This window comes from Enterobacter sp. 22466 (assembly GCF_052044775.1).
GTDB lineage: Bacteria > Pseudomonadota > Gammaproteobacteria > Enterobacterales > Enterobacteriaceae > Enterobacter > Enterobacter dissolvens.
Genome location: NZ_JBQENX010000006.1, coordinates 292,029 through 306,911, shown reverse-complemented (window position 1 = coordinate 306,911; position 14,883 = coordinate 292,029). Strand labels below are relative to the sequence as shown.

The 14,883-nt window shown below is 54.4% G+C and carries 14 protein-coding genes; 11 read left to right on the top strand and 3 right to left on the bottom strand.

Annotated elements, in window-relative coordinates; translation table 11 throughout:
• Window positions 1-33 precede the first annotated feature (33 nt).
• From atpG to phoU, 10 genes are all read left to right on the top strand, one after another.
• Window positions 34-897: a F0F1 ATP synthase subunit gamma gene (gene atpG, locus ACTJJI_RS17370; RefSeq protein ID WP_003862364.1), complete on the top strand. Its 864-nt coding sequence runs from the start codon at window positions 34-36 to the stop codon at window positions 895-897.
• Between the two features lie 31 nt (window positions 898-928).
• Window positions 929-2,311, top strand: coding sequence for a F0F1 ATP synthase subunit beta (gene atpD / locus ACTJJI_RS17365; protein ID WP_003862362.1), 1,383 nt, complete (start codon window positions 929-931; stop codon window positions 2,309-2,311).
• 20 nt (window positions 2,312-2,331) lie between these two features.
• Complete coding sequence (locus ACTJJI_RS17360; protein ID WP_006177560.1) at window positions 2,332-2,751, top strand: F0F1 ATP synthase subunit epsilon; 420 nt, start codon at window positions 2,332-2,334, stop codon at window positions 2,749-2,751.
• 138 nt (window positions 2,752-2,889) lie between these two features.
• Window positions 2,890-4,260, top strand: coding sequence for a bifunctional UDP-N-acetylglucosamine diphosphorylase/glucosamine-1-phosphate N-acetyltransferase GlmU (glmU, locus tag ACTJJI_RS17355; RefSeq protein ID WP_014833828.1), 1,371 nt, complete (start codon window positions 2,890-2,892; stop codon window positions 4,258-4,260).
• Window positions 4,261-4,483: 223 nt separating this feature from the next.
• Complete coding sequence (glmS, locus tag ACTJJI_RS17350) at window positions 4,484-6,313, top strand: glutamine--fructose-6-phosphate transaminase (isomerizing) (RefSeq protein WP_440654968.1); 1,830 nt, start codon at window positions 4,484-4,486, stop codon at window positions 6,311-6,313.
• 320 nt (window positions 6,314-6,633) lie between these two features.
• Window positions 6,634-7,674: a phosphate ABC transporter substrate-binding protein PstS gene (gene pstS / locus ACTJJI_RS17345; protein WP_014833830.1), complete on the top strand. Its 1,041-nt coding sequence runs from the start codon at window positions 6,634-6,636 to the stop codon at window positions 7,672-7,674.
• A gap of 128 nt (window positions 7,675-7,802) precedes the next feature.
• Entirely contained in the window at window positions 7,803-8,762 is a 960-nt protein-coding gene (gene pstC, locus ACTJJI_RS17340; RefSeq protein ID WP_013099411.1) for a phosphate ABC transporter permease PstC, read from the top strand.
• Window positions 8,762-9,652, top strand: a complete 891-nt coding sequence (pstA, locus tag ACTJJI_RS17335; RefSeq protein ID WP_014833831.1) for a phosphate ABC transporter permease PstA — start codon at window positions 8,762-8,764, stop codon at window positions 9,650-9,652. The genes pstC and pstA overlap by 1 nt, the downstream gene beginning before the upstream one ends.
• Before the next feature lie 47 nt (window positions 9,653-9,699).
• Window positions 9,700-10,473 carry a phosphate ABC transporter ATP-binding protein PstB gene (gene pstB, locus ACTJJI_RS17330; RefSeq protein WP_014833832.1) on the top strand — a complete coding sequence of 258 codons (774 nt, stop codon included), beginning with the start codon at window positions 9,700-9,702 and terminating at the stop codon, window positions 10,471-10,473.
• A 14-nt stretch (window positions 10,474-10,487) separates the two neighbouring features.
• The gene (gene phoU, locus ACTJJI_RS17325) at window positions 10,488-11,213 is read left to right on the top strand and encodes a phosphate signaling complex protein PhoU (protein WP_008500182.1); all 726 of its coding nucleotides are present in this window, start codon (window positions 10,488-10,490) and stop codon (window positions 11,211-11,213) included.
• A gap of 50 nt (window positions 11,214-11,263) precedes the next feature.
• Here the strand turns inward: phoU and yieH are convergent, their stop codons facing one another.
• A complete protein-coding gene (gene yieH / locus ACTJJI_RS17320) occupies window positions 11,264-11,929 on the bottom strand; it encodes a 6-phosphogluconate phosphatase (RefSeq protein WP_440654965.1) in 666 nt (221 codons plus the stop codon).
• 165 nt (window positions 11,930-12,094) lie between these two features.
• Between yieH and adeP the strand changes: the two genes are divergently transcribed.
• Entirely contained in the window at window positions 12,095-13,432 is a 1,338-nt protein-coding gene (adeP, locus tag ACTJJI_RS17315; RefSeq protein WP_440654992.1) for an adenine permease AdeP, read from the top strand.
• A 90-nt stretch (window positions 13,433-13,522) separates the two neighbouring features.
• On the opposite strand, the gene ACTJJI_RS17310 is transcribed toward adeP, so the two are convergent.
• Together ACTJJI_RS17310 and ACTJJI_RS17305 are read right to left on the bottom strand one after the other, a co-directional pair.
• Window positions 13,523-14,089, bottom strand: coding sequence for an NADPH-dependent FMN reductase (locus ACTJJI_RS17310; protein ID WP_014833835.1), 567 nt, complete (start codon window positions 14,087-14,089; stop codon window positions 13,523-13,525).
• Window positions 14,090-14,125: 36 nt separating this feature from the next.
• Window positions 14,126-14,872, bottom strand: coding sequence for a 4'-phosphopantetheinyl transferase family protein (locus tag ACTJJI_RS17305; protein WP_014833836.1), 747 nt, complete (start codon window positions 14,870-14,872; stop codon window positions 14,126-14,128).
• Window positions 14,873-14,883 lie beyond the last annotated feature (11 nt).

Genomic DNA, 14,883 nt, shown 5'->3' with positions numbered 1-14,883 from the left:
CAGGACAAGCCGCCTGGCATTGAGGAGAAGCTCATGGCCGGCGCAAAAGAGATACGTAGTAAGATCGCAAGCGTCCAGAACACGCAAAAGATCACTAAAGCGATGGAGATGGTCGCCGCTTCCAAAATGCGTAAATCGCAGGATCGCATGGCGGCCAGCCGTCCTTATGCAGAAACCATGCGCAAAGTGATTGGTCACCTTGCAAACGGTAATCTGGAATATAAGCACCCTTACCTGGAAGAACGCGACGTTAAGCGCGTGGGCTACCTGGTGGTGTCGACCGACCGTGGTCTGTGTGGCGGCTTGAACATTAACCTGTTCAAAAAACTGCTGGCGGATATGAAAGGCTGGTCTGATAAAGGCGTTCAGTGCGATCTCGCATTGATCGGCTCTAAAGGCGTCTCTTTCTTTAACTCCGTTGGTGGCAACATTGTCGCTCAGGTGACCGGTATGGGTGATAACCCGTCCCTGTCCGAACTGATCGGCCCGGTTAAAGTGATGTTGCAGGCCTATGATGAAGGCCGTCTGGACAGACTGTACGTTGTCAGCAACAAATTTATTAACACCATGTCTCAGGTGCCAACGCTCACTCAGATGTTGCCTTTGCCGGCTTCAGAAGATGACGAGCTGAAACAGAAAGCCTGGGATTACCTGTATGAACCCGATCCGAAACCGCTGCTGGATACCCTGCTGCGTCGTTACGTTGAATCTCAGGTTTATCAGGGCGTTGTAGAAAACCTGGCCAGCGAGCAGGCCGCACGAATGGTGGCGATGAAAGCCGCGACCGATAATGGCGGCAGCCTGATTAAAGAGCTGCAGTTGGTTTACAACAAAGCTCGTCAGGCCAGCATTACTCAGGAACTCACCGAGATCGTCTCGGGGGCCGCCGCGGTTTAACCAGGTTTACGAATTACGTAGAGGATTCAAGATGGCTACTGGAAAGATTGTCCAGGTAATCGGCGCCGTGGTGGACGTCGAGTTCCCTCAGGACGCCGTACCACGCGTGTACGACGCGCTTGAGGTACAGAATGGTAACGAGAGCCTGGTGCTGGAAGTTCAGCAGCAGCTCGGCGGCGGTATCGTGCGTACCATCGCGATGGGTTCTTCCGACGGTCTGCGTCGTGGTCTGGAAGTAAAAGACCTTGAGCACCCGATCGAAGTCCCGGTAGGTAAAGCAACACTGGGTCGTATCATGAACGTATTGGGTCAGCCAATCGACATGAAAGGCGACATCGGTGAAGAAGAGCGTTGGGCTATCCACCGCGCGGCACCTTCCTACGAAGAGCTGTCCAGCTCTCAGGAACTGCTGGAAACCGGTATCAAAGTTATCGACCTGATGTGTCCGTTTGCGAAGGGCGGTAAAGTTGGTCTGTTCGGTGGTGCGGGTGTAGGTAAAACCGTAAACATGATGGAGCTGATCCGTAACATCGCGATCGAGCACTCCGGTTACTCCGTATTTGCGGGCGTAGGTGAACGTACTCGTGAGGGTAACGACTTCTACCACGAAATGACCGACTCCAACGTTCTGGACAAAGTATCCCTGGTTTATGGCCAGATGAACGAGCCACCAGGAAACCGTCTGCGCGTTGCGCTGACTGGCCTGACAATGGCTGAGAAGTTCCGTGACGAAGGCCGTGACGTTCTGCTGTTCGTTGATAACATCTACCGTTACACCCTGGCCGGTACTGAAGTATCTGCACTGCTGGGTCGTATGCCTTCAGCGGTAGGTTACCAGCCAACGCTGGCGGAAGAGATGGGTGTTCTTCAGGAACGTATCACCTCTACCAAAACCGGTTCTATCACTTCCGTTCAGGCGGTATACGTACCTGCGGATGACTTGACTGACCCATCACCAGCAACCACCTTTGCGCACTTAGATGCAACCGTGGTACTGAGCCGTCAGATCGCGTCTCTGGGTATCTACCCGGCCGTTGACCCGCTGGACTCCACCAGCCGTCAGCTGGATCCACTGGTTGTTGGTCAGGAACACTACGACACCGCGCGTGGCGTACAGTCCCTGCTGCAGCGTTACCAGGAACTGAAAGACATCATCGCCATCCTGGGTATGGATGAACTGTCTGAAGAAGACAAACTGGTGGTAGCACGTGCGCGTAAGATCCAGCGCTTCCTGTCCCAGCCGTTCTTCGTTGCGGAAGTATTCACCGGTTCTCCAGGTAAATACGTTTCCCTGAAAGACACCATCCGTGGCTTTAAAGGCATCATGGAAGGCGAATACGATCACCTGCCGGAGCAGGCGTTCTACATGGTTGGTTCCATCGAAGAAGCTGTGGAAAAAGCCAAAAAACTTTAACGCCTTAATCGGAGGGTGATATGGCAATGACTTACCACCTGGACGTCGTCAGCGCAGAGCAACAAATGTTCTCTGGTCTGGTCGAGAAAATCCAGGTAACGGGTAGTGAAGGTGAACTGGGTATTTTCCCGGGTCACGCACCGCTGCTCACCGCCATTAAGCCTGGTATGATCCGCATCGTTAAACAGTTCGGTCACGAAGAGTTTATCTATCTGTCCGGCGGCATTCTTGAAGTGCAGCCTGGCAGTGTGACCGTTCTGGCCGATACCGCTATTCGTGGCCAGGATCTCGACGAAGCGCGAGCCCTGGAATCGAAGCGTAAGGCTGAAGAGCACATTAGCAGCTCTCATGGTGACGTGGATTACGCTCAGGCGTCTGCGGAGCTGGCCAAAGCGATCGCCAAACTGCGCGTTATCGAGTTGACCAAAAAAGCGATGTAACACCGGCTTGAAAAGCACAAAAGCCAGTCTGGATACCAGGCTGGCTTTTTTTTTCGTCCTTAATTCATGATGAAAAAGATGTAGAATTTTAAGCACCAAACGTTTTTACTTCTCACTCAAACTACCGTCAGGATGCGTATGTCAAACAGTGCGATGAGCGTGGTGATCCTTGCCGCAGGCAAAGGTACCCGCATGTATTCCGATCTGCCTAAAGTGCTTCATACACTGGCAGGAAAGCCAATGGTGCAGCATGTCATTGATGCAGCAAATGAATTGGGCGCCCGTCAGGTCCACCTAGTCTACGGCCACGGCGGCGATCTGCTTAAAAAGACGCTGAGCGATGACAACCTCAACTGGGTGCTTCAGGCTGAACAGCTGGGAACCGGTCACGCGATGCAGCAGGCAGCGCCGTTCTTTGCCGATGACGAAGACATTCTGATGCTCTACGGCGATGTTCCGCTGATCTCCATCGACACACTGACTCGCCTGCGTGAAGCCAAACCGCAGGGCGGTATCGGTCTATTAACCGTTGTGCTGGACGATCCAACCGGCTACGGTCGCATTACTCGTGAAAACGGCAACGTAACGGGTATCGTTGAACACAAAGACGCCAGTGAAGCACAGCGCCAGATTCAGGAGATCAACACCGGTATCCTGATTGCGAATGGCGCCGATTTAAAGCGCTGGCTGTCGAAGCTCAACAACAACAATGCGCAGGGTGAATACTACATCACCGATATCATTGCGATGGCATACCAGGAAGGGCGCGAGATTGCGGCGGTTCATCCGGCACGTATCAGTGAAACGGAAGGGGTGAATAACCGTCTGCAGCTTTCCCGTCTGGAGCGCGTTTATCAGTCCGAACAGGCCGAAAAGCTGCTGCTGGCCGGCGTGATGCTGCGCGATCCGGCGCGTTTCGATCTGCGTGGAACGTTAGCGCACGGGCGCGACGTTGAGATTGATACTAACGTTATCCTGGAAGGTAACGTTACGCTGGGCAACCGCGTCAAAATTGGTGCGGGCTGTGTGATCAAAAACAGCGTCATCGGTGACGATTGCGAAATTAGCCCATACAGCGTGGTGGAAGATGCCCATCTTGACGCGGCATGCACTATTGGGCCGTTCGCGCGTCTGCGCCCGGGGGCTGAGCTGCTGGAAGGCGCTCACGTGGGCAACTTCGTTGAGATGAAAAAAGCGCGTCTGGGTAAAGGCTCTAAAGCCGGTCATTTGACCTATCTGGGCGATGCGGAAATTGGTGATAACGTCAATATTGGTGCAGGTACAATCACCTGCAACTATGACGGTGCCAACAAGTTTAAAACCATTATCGGTGATGATGTGTTTGTCGGTTCTGATACACAGCTGGTGGCACCGGTTACCGTGGGTAATGGGGTAACGATTGCCGCCGGGACAACCGTTACGCGCGATATCGCCGATAACGAGCTGGTATTAAGCCGTGTGCCGCAGGTGCACAAGCAGGGCTGGAAACGCCCGGTGAAGAAAAAGTAACAACAAGGCGGGTGGCGCTACGCTTACCCGCCCTACGATTAAGTTTGTCTGATAAGGCGTAGCCGTCGTCAGGCAAACCCGGAGAGGAGATAAAGATATATCTCCCCCACAAGCAGTACCCATAACAATAACCCCACTCTCTACAAGGCTCGGGGTGCCCGGAAAGGGCAAATACAGGTCAGCGACAACGCATGGCATAACGCCATAATCAGGAAATCTAACTATGTGTGGAATTGTTGGCGCAGTTGCGCAGCGTGATATTGCTGAAATCCTTCTCGAAGGTTTACGTCGTCTGGAATACCGTGGCTACGACTCTGCCGGTCTGGCAGTAGTGGATGCAGAAGGTCATATGACCCGTCTTCGCCGCCTCGGTAAAGTGCAGATGCTGGCCCAGGCCGCGGAAGAACACCCGCTGCACGGTGGCACCGGTATTGCGCATACCCGCTGGGCGACGCACGGCGAACCGTCTGAAGGCAACGCGCACCCGCATGTGTCTGAACACATCGTGGTCGTGCATAACGGCATTATCGAAAACCACGAACCGCTGCGCGAAGAACTGAAAGCGCGCGGCTATACCTTCGTTTCAGAAACCGATACCGAAGTGATTGCGCACCTGGTGCACTGGGAGCTGGCAAAGGGCGGCACGCTACGCGACGCGGTGCTGCGCGCGATCCCACAGCTGCGCGGTGCGTATGGCACGGTAATCATGGACTCCCGTGACCCGTCCACGCTGCTGGCTGCGCGTTCCGGTAGCCCGATGGTTATTGGTATGGGCATGGGCGAAAACTTTATCGCTTCTGACCAGCTGGCGCTCCTGCCGGTCACCCGCCGCTTTATCTTCCTGGAAGAGGGGGATATCGCAGAAGTGACTCGCCGCAGCGTGACGGTATTCGATACCACAGGCGAGCAGGTGAAGCGCCCTGAGATTGAATCCAATCTGCAGTACGACGCGGGCGACAAAGGCGCTTACCGTCACTACATGCAGAAAGAGATTTACGAGCAGCCAAATGCCATCAAAAACACCCTGACCGGTCGTATCAGCCACGGAGAAGTGGATCTGAGCGAACTGGGTGTCAACGCAAACGAGCTCCTCAGCAAGGTTGAGCACATTCAGATTGTGGCCTGCGGTACCTCCTACAACTCCGGGATGGTCTCTCGCTACTGGTTTGAATCGCTGGCTGGCGTGCCGTGCGATGTGGAAATCGCCTCTGAATTCCGCTACCGCAAATCTGCGGTGCGTCGTAACAGCCTGATGATCACCCTTTCTCAGTCTGGCGAAACGGCTGATACCCTGGCGGCGCTGCGTCTCTCGAAAGAGCTCGGCTACCTGGGATCGCTGGCTATCTGTAACGTGCCGGGATCTTCACTGGTACGTGAGTCCGATCTGGCGCTGATGACCAAAGCGGGCACCGAAATCGGTGTGGCCTCTACCAAAGCGTTTACCACTCAGCTGACGGTTCTGCTGATGCTGGTGGCGAAACTGGCGCGCCTGAAAGGGCTGGATGCTTCTGTTGAGCATGACATTGTTCATGGTCTGCAGGCTCTGCCGAGCCGCATTGAGCAGATGCTGTCTCAGGACAAGCGGATTGAAGCTCTGGCTGAAGATTTCTCCGACAAACATCACGCCCTGTTCCTGGGTCGTGGCGATCAGTATCCGATTGCGCTGGAAGGCGCGCTGAAGCTGAAAGAGATCTCTTACATCCACGCTGAAGCCTACGCGGCAGGCGAGCTGAAACATGGCCCGCTGGCGCTGATTGATGCAGATATGCCGGTTATCGTTGTGGCACCTAACAACGAACTGCTGGAGAAACTGAAATCCAACATCGAAGAAGTTCGCGCCCGTGGTGGTGTACTGTACGTCTTCGCCGATAAGGACGCCGGTTTTGCCAGCAGCGACAACATGCACATCATCGAGATGCCGCATGTGGAAGAGGTTATTGCCCCCATCTTCTACACCGTTCCGCTGCAGTTACTGGCTTACCACGTTGCGCTGATCAAAGGCACCGACGTCGACCAGCCGCGTAATCTGGCGAAATCTGTCACCGTAGAATAATCCCTCCAGGCTCCACCTTCGGGTGGAGCTTTTACCCTGCCTGGTTTGTTTTTAATCAACGCATCCGCGTTTTTATTTATGACAATCTGTCATCTTCAGCTACTTTTTTCAGTGTCACATAAAGAAAATATTACTGAAAACTTGTTGTCATGCTTGTGGCTAACATGATGATAATTAAAGAATGTTTCGCTTAAATTTAAGCTAAACTTTCACTGTCATAAAACTGTCATAATTCGTACATTTATCTGTCACCTGTTTGTCCTATTTTGCTCATCGTAGCCACTTAAACAATGATTTACGAAATCCTTGCAGGAGACATTATGAAAGTTATGCGTACCACTGTCGCAACTGTTGTCGCCGCGACCTTATCTCTGAGCGCTTTCTCTGTATTTGCAGAAGCAAGCCTGACTGGCGCTGGTGCAACCTTCCCTGCGCCGGTGTATGCCAAATGGGCGGATACCTACCAGAAAGAAACCGGTAATAAGGTTAACTATCAGGGTATCGGCTCCTCCGGTGGCGTAAAACAAATTACCGCAAATACCGTTGATTTCGGCGCATCCGACGCTCCGCTGTCTGATGACAAACTGGCTCAGGAAGGCCTGTTCCAGTTCCCGACCGTTATCGGCGGTGTGGTTCTGGCGATCAACCTGCCGGGCGTGAAGTCAGGTGAGCTGGTGCTGGACGGCAAAACCCTGGGTGATATCTACCTGGGCAAAATTAAAAAATGGGATGACGAAGCCATCGCTAAACTCAACCCTGGCCTGAAACTGCCTTCTCAGAACATCGCCGTGGTTCGTCGCGCGGATGGTTCTGGTACCTCTTTCGTCTTCACCAGCTACCTGGCGAAAGTGAACGAAGAGTGGAAATCTAAAGTCGGTTCCGGCTCTACCGTTAACTGGCCAACCGGTCTGGGCGGTAAAGGCAACGACGGTATCGCTGCGTTCGTACAGCGTCTGCCAGGCTCTATCGGTTACGTAGAATATGCGTACGCCAAGCAGAACAACCTGTCCTACACCAAACTGGTTTCTGCTGATGGCAAGCCAGTCAGCCCGACCGAAGAGAACTTCGCCAACGCTGCAAAAGGCGCTGACTGGAGCAAATCCTTCGCTCAGGATCTGACTAACCAGAAAGGTGAAGGCGCGTGGCCAATCACGTCCACTACCTTCATTCTGGTTCACAAAGAACAGAAGAAACCTGAGCAGGGCGCTGAAGTGCTGAAGTTCTTCGACTGGGCTTACAAAAACGGCGGCAAACAGGCTAATGACCTGGATTACGCCAGCCTGCCAGACAGCGTGGTTGAGCAGATTCGTGCTGCATGGAAAACCAACGTGAAAGACAGCAGCGGTAAAGCGCTGTACTAACAGGATATATTTAACGAAGATGGCGGGTGGCGCTGCGCTTACCCGCCCTACGGCTAACGCTGTAGGCCCGGAAAGCGTCAGCGCCACCGGGCATATTCGTAAAAACGTCTCAAACAGAAGAGTATTTTATGGCTGCAACCAAGCCTGCATTTAACCCTCCGGGTAAAAAAGGTGACATGATTTTCAGCGCGCTGGTGAAACTGGCTGCGCTGATTGTGCTATTGCTGCTGGGCGGCATTATCGTGTCTCTGATTTTCTCCTCCTGGCCGAGCATCCAGAAATTCGGTTTCTCCTTCCTGTGGACCAAAGAGTGGGACGCGCCAAACGATATCTATGGTGCGCTGGTGCCGATTTACGGCACGCTGGTGACCTCGTTCATCGCCCTGCTGATTGCAGTTCCGGTAAGCTTTGGTATCGCCCTGTTCCTGACGGAACTGGCACCGGGCTGGCTGCGACGCCCGCTGGGTATCGCCATTGAACTGCTGGCGGCCATTCCAAGTATCGTGTACGGCATGTGGGGCCTGTTTATCTTTGCGCCACTGTTTGCCACGTATTTCCAGGAGCCGGTGGGTAATGTTCTCTCCGCTATTCCGTTTGTGGGGGCGCTCTTCTCCGGCCCGGCATTCGGTATCGGTATTCTGGCGGCAGGGGTGATCCTCGCCATCATGATTATTCCGTACATTGCGGCTGTCATGCGCGATGTCTTCGAACAAACCCCGGTGATGATGAAAGAGTCGGCCTACGGTATTGGCTGCACCACCTGGGAAGTCATCTGGCGTATCGTCCTTCCGTTCACCAAAAATGGGGTGATCGGTGGCGTGATGCTGGGCTTAGGGCGCGCTTTGGGTGAGACCATGGCGGTGACCTTTATCATCGGTAACACCTACCAGCTCGACAGTGCCTCGCTTTATATGCCGGGTAACAGTATTACCTCCGCGCTGGCGAACGAATTTGCCGAAGCGGAATCCGGGCTGCACGTGGCGGCGCTGATGGAGCTGGGTCTGATCCTGTTCGTGATTACCTTCATCGTGCTGGCGATCTCCAAGCTGATGATCCTGCGTCTCGCGAAAAATGAGGGGGCACGCTAATGGCAACTCTCGAAATGCAAAGCACCACTCAGCTTGCGGAATCACGCCGCAAAATGCAGGCGAAGCGTCGCTTCAAGAACCGTATTGCGCTGACGCTCTCGATGGCGACGATGGCCTTCGGTCTGTTCTGGCTGATCTGGATCCTCTTCTCGACCGTGGTTCGCGGTATCGACGGCATGTCTCTGGCGCTGTTCACTGAAATGACGCCGCCACCGAACACCGCGGGTGGAGGACTGGCGAACGCCCTGGCAGGCAGCGGATTGCTGATCCTGTGGGCGACAGTATTCGGTACGCCGCTGGGCATTATGGCGGGTATCTATCTGGCAGAATATGGCCGTAAATCCTGGCTGGCGGAAGTGATTCGTTTCATTAACGACATCCTGCTCTCTGCCCCGTCTATTGTGGTGGGTCTGTTTGTTTACACCATTGTGGTGGCACAGATGGAACACTTCTCTGGCTGGGCGGGTGTGATTGCGCTGGCGCTGCTGCAGGTGCCAATCGTCATTCGTACCACCGAGAACATGCTGAAACTGGTGCCGGACAGCCTGCGTGAAGCGGCGTATGCGCTGGGAACACCGAAATGGAAAATGATCTCCGCGATTACGCTGAAAGCCTCTGTCTCCGGGATCATGACCGGTATCCTGCTGGCCATTGCTCGTATCGCGGGTGAAACGGCACCGCTGCTGTTTACCGCGCTCTCCAACCAGTTCTGGAGCACGGACATGATGCAGCCGATCGCCAACCTGCCGGTGACGATCTTTAAATTTGCGATGAGCCCATTCGCGGAATGGCAGCAGCTGGCCTGGGCCGGGGTGCTGATCATCACCCTTTGCGTACTGTTGCTGAACATTCTGGCGCGCGTGATTTTCGCGAAGAAGAAACACGGTTAATTTTTTACGGCGCGGCAGCTCGCGGCGCCGAATGAGGAAATGAGTCAATGAGTATGGTTGATACTGCCCCGGGTAAGATTCAGGTTCGTGATTTGAACTTCTACTACGGCAAATTCCATGCCCTGAAGAATATCAACCTGGATATCGCGAAAAACCAGGTAACGGCATTCATCGGTCCGTCCGGCTGTGGTAAATCCACACTGCTGCGCACCTTTAACAAAATGTACTCGCTCTATCCGGAGCAGCGTGCCGAAGGCGAAATCATTCTGGATGGTGACAACATTCTGACCAATAGTCAGGATATCGCCCTGCTGCGTGCGAAAGTGGGGATGGTGTTCCAGAAACCGACCCCGTTCCCGATGTCGATTTACGACAACATCGCGTTTGGCGTACGCCTGTTTGAAAAGCTCTCCCGTGCCGATATGGACGAGCGCGTACAGTGGGCGTTGACCAAGGCCGCATTATGGAACGAAACCAAAGATAAGTTGCACCAGAGCGGTTACTCTCTCTCCGGTGGTCAGCAGCAGCGTCTGTGCATTGCGCGCGGTATCGCCATTCGCCCGGAAGTGTTGCTGCTGGATGAGCCGTGTTCAGCGCTGGACCCGATCTCAACCGGTCGTATTGAAGAGCTGATCACCGAGCTGAAGCAGGATTACACCGTGGTTATCGTGACTCACAACATGCAGCAGGCTGCGCGTTGCTCCGATCACACGGCGTTTATGTACCTGGGCGAGTTGATTGAGTTCAGTAACACGGACGATCTGTTCACCAAGCCCGCTAAAAAGCAAACAGAAGACTATATCACCGGCCGTTACGGTTGATTCAGGAGCGCGCTATGGACAATCTCAATCTTAATAAACACATTTCCGGCCAGTTCAACGCAGAGCTGGAAAGTATTCGTACTCAGGTCATGACCATGGGTGGCATGGTCGAGCAGCAGCTTTCTGATGCGATCACGGCGATGCATAACCAGGACAGCGAACTGGCGAAGCGCGTTATCGAAGGCGATAAAAACGTCAACATGATGGAAGTGGCGATTGACGAAGCGTGCGTGCGCATCATCGCCAAGCGTCAGCCGACAGCGAGCGACCTGCGTCTGGTGATGGCCATCATTAAAACCATCGCCGAGCTGGAACGTATTGGTGACGTGGCGGATAAAATCTGCCGCACCGCGCTGGAGAAATTCTCTCAGCAGCACCAGCCGCTGCTGGTGAGCCTGGAGTCGCTGGGTCGTCACACCGTGCAAATGCTGCACGACGTGCTGGATGCTTTTGCACGTATGGATCTGGACGAAGCGGTGCGTATCTACCGTGAAGACAAGAAAGTCGACCAGGAGTATGAAGGTATCGTGCGTCAGCTGATGACCTACATGATGGAGGATTCACGTACGATCCCGAGCGTACTGACCGCCCTGTTCTGCGCGCGCTCTATCGAGCGTATCGGCGACCGCTGCCAGAACATTTGCGAATACATTTTCTACTTCGTGAAAGGTCAGGACTTCCGTCACGTGGGCGGCGACGAGCTGGACAAGCTGCTGGCGGGTAAAGATCCGAAAGAGTAATCAGTCGTTAAAATGCCCGGTGGCGCTGCGCTTACCGGGCCTACAAAAATCTACCGCGTAATATCCCACCCGCGCGCCTTCCACAACGCTGGCAGCTGCGCCAGATCGGTAAAGGTCGTCACTTTGGGATGATCGATCGGCTTGTTGTGCGGGTCGGCACAGAAATAAAACACTTCCATTCCTGCATCAATGCCCGACTGCGCGCCCGCAGAGGAATCATCCACCAGAATGCAGTTCTCCACGTTAACGTTCATCGCCTTTGCCGCATGGAACATCAGCGCAGGGTCTGGCTTCCAGCGCTGGATATCGTAGCCGCTGAACAGTTTTTCGGGGAAGTGGTGCAGCATCTCAAGCTTACCCAGCGAGTGCTGCATTTTGCTGACCGGACCGTTGGAGACCACACAGATCGGTACCGTCATGGCATCCAGCAGCGCGTTTGCGCCGGCAATGATCTCCAGCTCAGAATCGAACAGGCGTGCGACCTCGGCGCGGTACACCGGTTCCAGATCCGTTTTCGCCAGATCCACACCGTGTTCGTCGTTAATGATGTCGATGATCTCGTACAGCTTCACGCCCTTAAAGCGTTTGAACACCTCGTCGAGATCGAGCGTAATGCCAAATTCCTGGAACATGGCGACATACGCGCGGGAACAAATGACCTCACTGTCGACCAGCGTACCGTCGCAGTCGAAAAATACCGCTTCAATTCCGGACATGCCTTTCCCTTTTAACAAGTTTAACGTTTACGTATAGCAGTTAAACGAGACGCAATCGTTGCCGTATAAGCAAAATCAATGAAAAAAGTATCTCGTAACCGCCACTATTGTCGCATTTTGGTATAGGATAGCGACGAATTTTCCCTCCTTGTTCGGAAATTGATGATGAGTCAACAACACACAACCCAGACATCTGGTCAGGGTCTGCTTGAGCGCGTGTTTAAACTGCGCGAGCACGGCACAACGGCACGCACCGAAGTGATCGCCGGTTTCACCACCTTCCTGACGATGGTCTATATCGTTTTTGTTAACCCACAAATTCTGGGCGTTGCTGGCATGGATACCAGCGCCGTCTTCGTTACGACCTGCCTGATCGCTGCACTTGGCAGCATTCTGATGGGGGTGTTTGCTAACCTGCCGGTTGCACTGGCTCCGGCGATGGGGCTTAACGCATTCTTTGCGTTCGTGGTGGTTCAGGCGATGGGGCTGCCGTGGCAAGTCGGCATGGGCGCTATCTTCTGGGGCGCGGTTGGCCTGCTGCTGCTGACTGTTTTCCGCGTGCGCTACTGGATGATTGCGAACATTCCTGTCAGCCTGCGCGTGGGCATCACCAGCGGTATCGGTCTGTTCATCGGTATGATGGGGCTGAAAAATGCCGGTGTTATCGTCGCTAACCCGGATACGCTGGTGAGTATCGGTCACCTGACCTCCCATAGTGTGCTGCTGGGCGTACTGGGCTTCTTTATCATCGCGATCCTCGCTTCCCGCAATATTCATGCGGCGGTGCTGGTGTCCATCGTGGTAACCACCCTGCTGGGCTGGATGCTGGGTGACGTTCACTACAACGGCATCGTCTCCGCACCACCGAGCGTTTCTACCGTCGTTGGCCATGTAGATCTGGCGGGTTCCCTGAATCTGGGCCTGGCGGGGGTGATTTTCTCCTTCATGCTGGTGAACCTGTTTGACTCGTCCGGCACGCTGATCGGTGTGACCGACAAAGCGGGTCTGGCGGATGAGAAAGGCAAATTCCCGCGTATGAAGCAGGCGCTGTTTGTGGACAGTATCTCTTCTGTCAGCGGTGCTTTTATCGGGACCTCTTCTGTTACCGCTTACATTGAGTCTTCTTCCGGTGTCTCTGTGGGTGGCCGTACCGGTCTGACCGCGGTAGTGGTGGGGATTCTGTTCCTGCTGGTGATCTTCCTTTCTCCCCTGGCTGGCATGGTTCCACCGTATGCGGCTGCAGGTGCGCTGATCTACGTGGGGGTACTGATGACCTCCAGCCTGTCGCGCGTGAAGTGGGATGATTTAACCGAAGCAGTACCGGCGTTTATTACCGCGGTAATGATGCCGTTCAGTTTCTCCATTACTGAAGGTATCGCGCTGGGCTTTATCTCCTACTGCGTGATGAAGATTGGTACCGGTCGTTTCCGTGACCTCAGCCCGTGCGTCATCATTGTGGCACTGCTGTTTGTGCTGAAGATTGTGTTTATCGACGCCAAATAAACAGCAAGCCCTTTTCGAAGAAAAGGGCTTTAGTGTTTGCACCCTCTCTAGTGGGAGAGGGCTGGGGTGAGGGCATCAGGCCGCTCCGGCTTACGCCTTCACCCGCTTGATATAATCACCAAACGCCGTCAGCTGGCCAGAGAGATGGTCACGCGTGCTCTGATCCACCACTTCACCCGTCTGCGGGTCGACCTTATTCTGAATCACACCGCCCATAAATTCTGGCTTGTTCATGACCATTGCATCCAGGAATACCAGGATCTGGCGCAGATGATACTGGCAGCGCGCACCGCCAATGGCACCCATTGAGCTGGTCTGGATCAGCACCGGCTTACCTGAAAGCGGCTGCTCCGGCAGACGGGATAACCAGTCAATCGCGTTTTTCAGACCACCCGGAACCGAGTAGTTATACTCCGGCGTCACAATCACCACCCCGTCAGCCTGACGAATCTGCTCAGCCAGGGCTTCAACGCTCTGCGGGAACCCTTCTTCCTGCTGCACATCCGCATCGTAAAGCGGGATGTCACCAATGGAAGGCAGGGCACTAATCTCCATACCCGCCGGTGCCAGCTGTGGCAGCGTACGGGCAACCATCCCGTTAAATGAACCTTTGCGCAGGCTTCCCAGTAATGTAACGACTTTCAACGTATCAGACATGATTACTCCTGTTTCATCATGATGACCCTGAATGGATCAGCTAAGGGTATATGCTTTTTCTGCCGGTAAACTGGTTAATCTCATCAGGCGCGCGGCAGGTTCGTTGGCACGCTCGGGCACATCCGGAAGGCTACTCCATCCCTGTTTACTGTCAAATTCCCAGATTTTCAGCCGCTCAATGGCGGGAGTCACCGCGACAGACCAGATCAACACGTCCTCGACATCGCTGAGCGCTTCTACCAGCGCGGCTTGCGTGGAGCGCAGGCGACCGGAACCCGGCAACAGTTGCAACTGACGGGCGTCGTCTGACGCGCAGCCACAGAGCTTGCGAATGCTCTGGCGCAAGGTGATAAGCTGGGCCCGGGCCTCAGTGGGATCGTTCTGGTTGCGCACCCACAGCTGCTCATTGCTGGAGAGCGGGTAGTCGTCATGTGGGTTAGTGCCGTGGAAACCACGTGTCGCGCGCTGAAGTTCCATATCCAGCCCGCAATCTCCTTCGGTGGTGAGTGCTACGCCAATAATATTGCCCGTATAGGCAATGGAAAAACGCGGCAGTTCCGGGTCGGCAAAGACCGGGCGACCTTCTGGTTGGTTGATGATGTCTGGCAGCTCACTGGTGCCGTACAGCATAAAGAGCAGTTCAGCAAGCAGCGCCCGGGAAGCCAGAAAACGCGTCCTGCGGTGCTCCGGAAGTTTGAGCGCTTCACTGTGACACGCTGACGAAATTCTGGCCGATACGAGACGACCTTCTGTCAGTATCCCTCTTGCAAAGTGCGTAGCCATTTTTCGCTCCT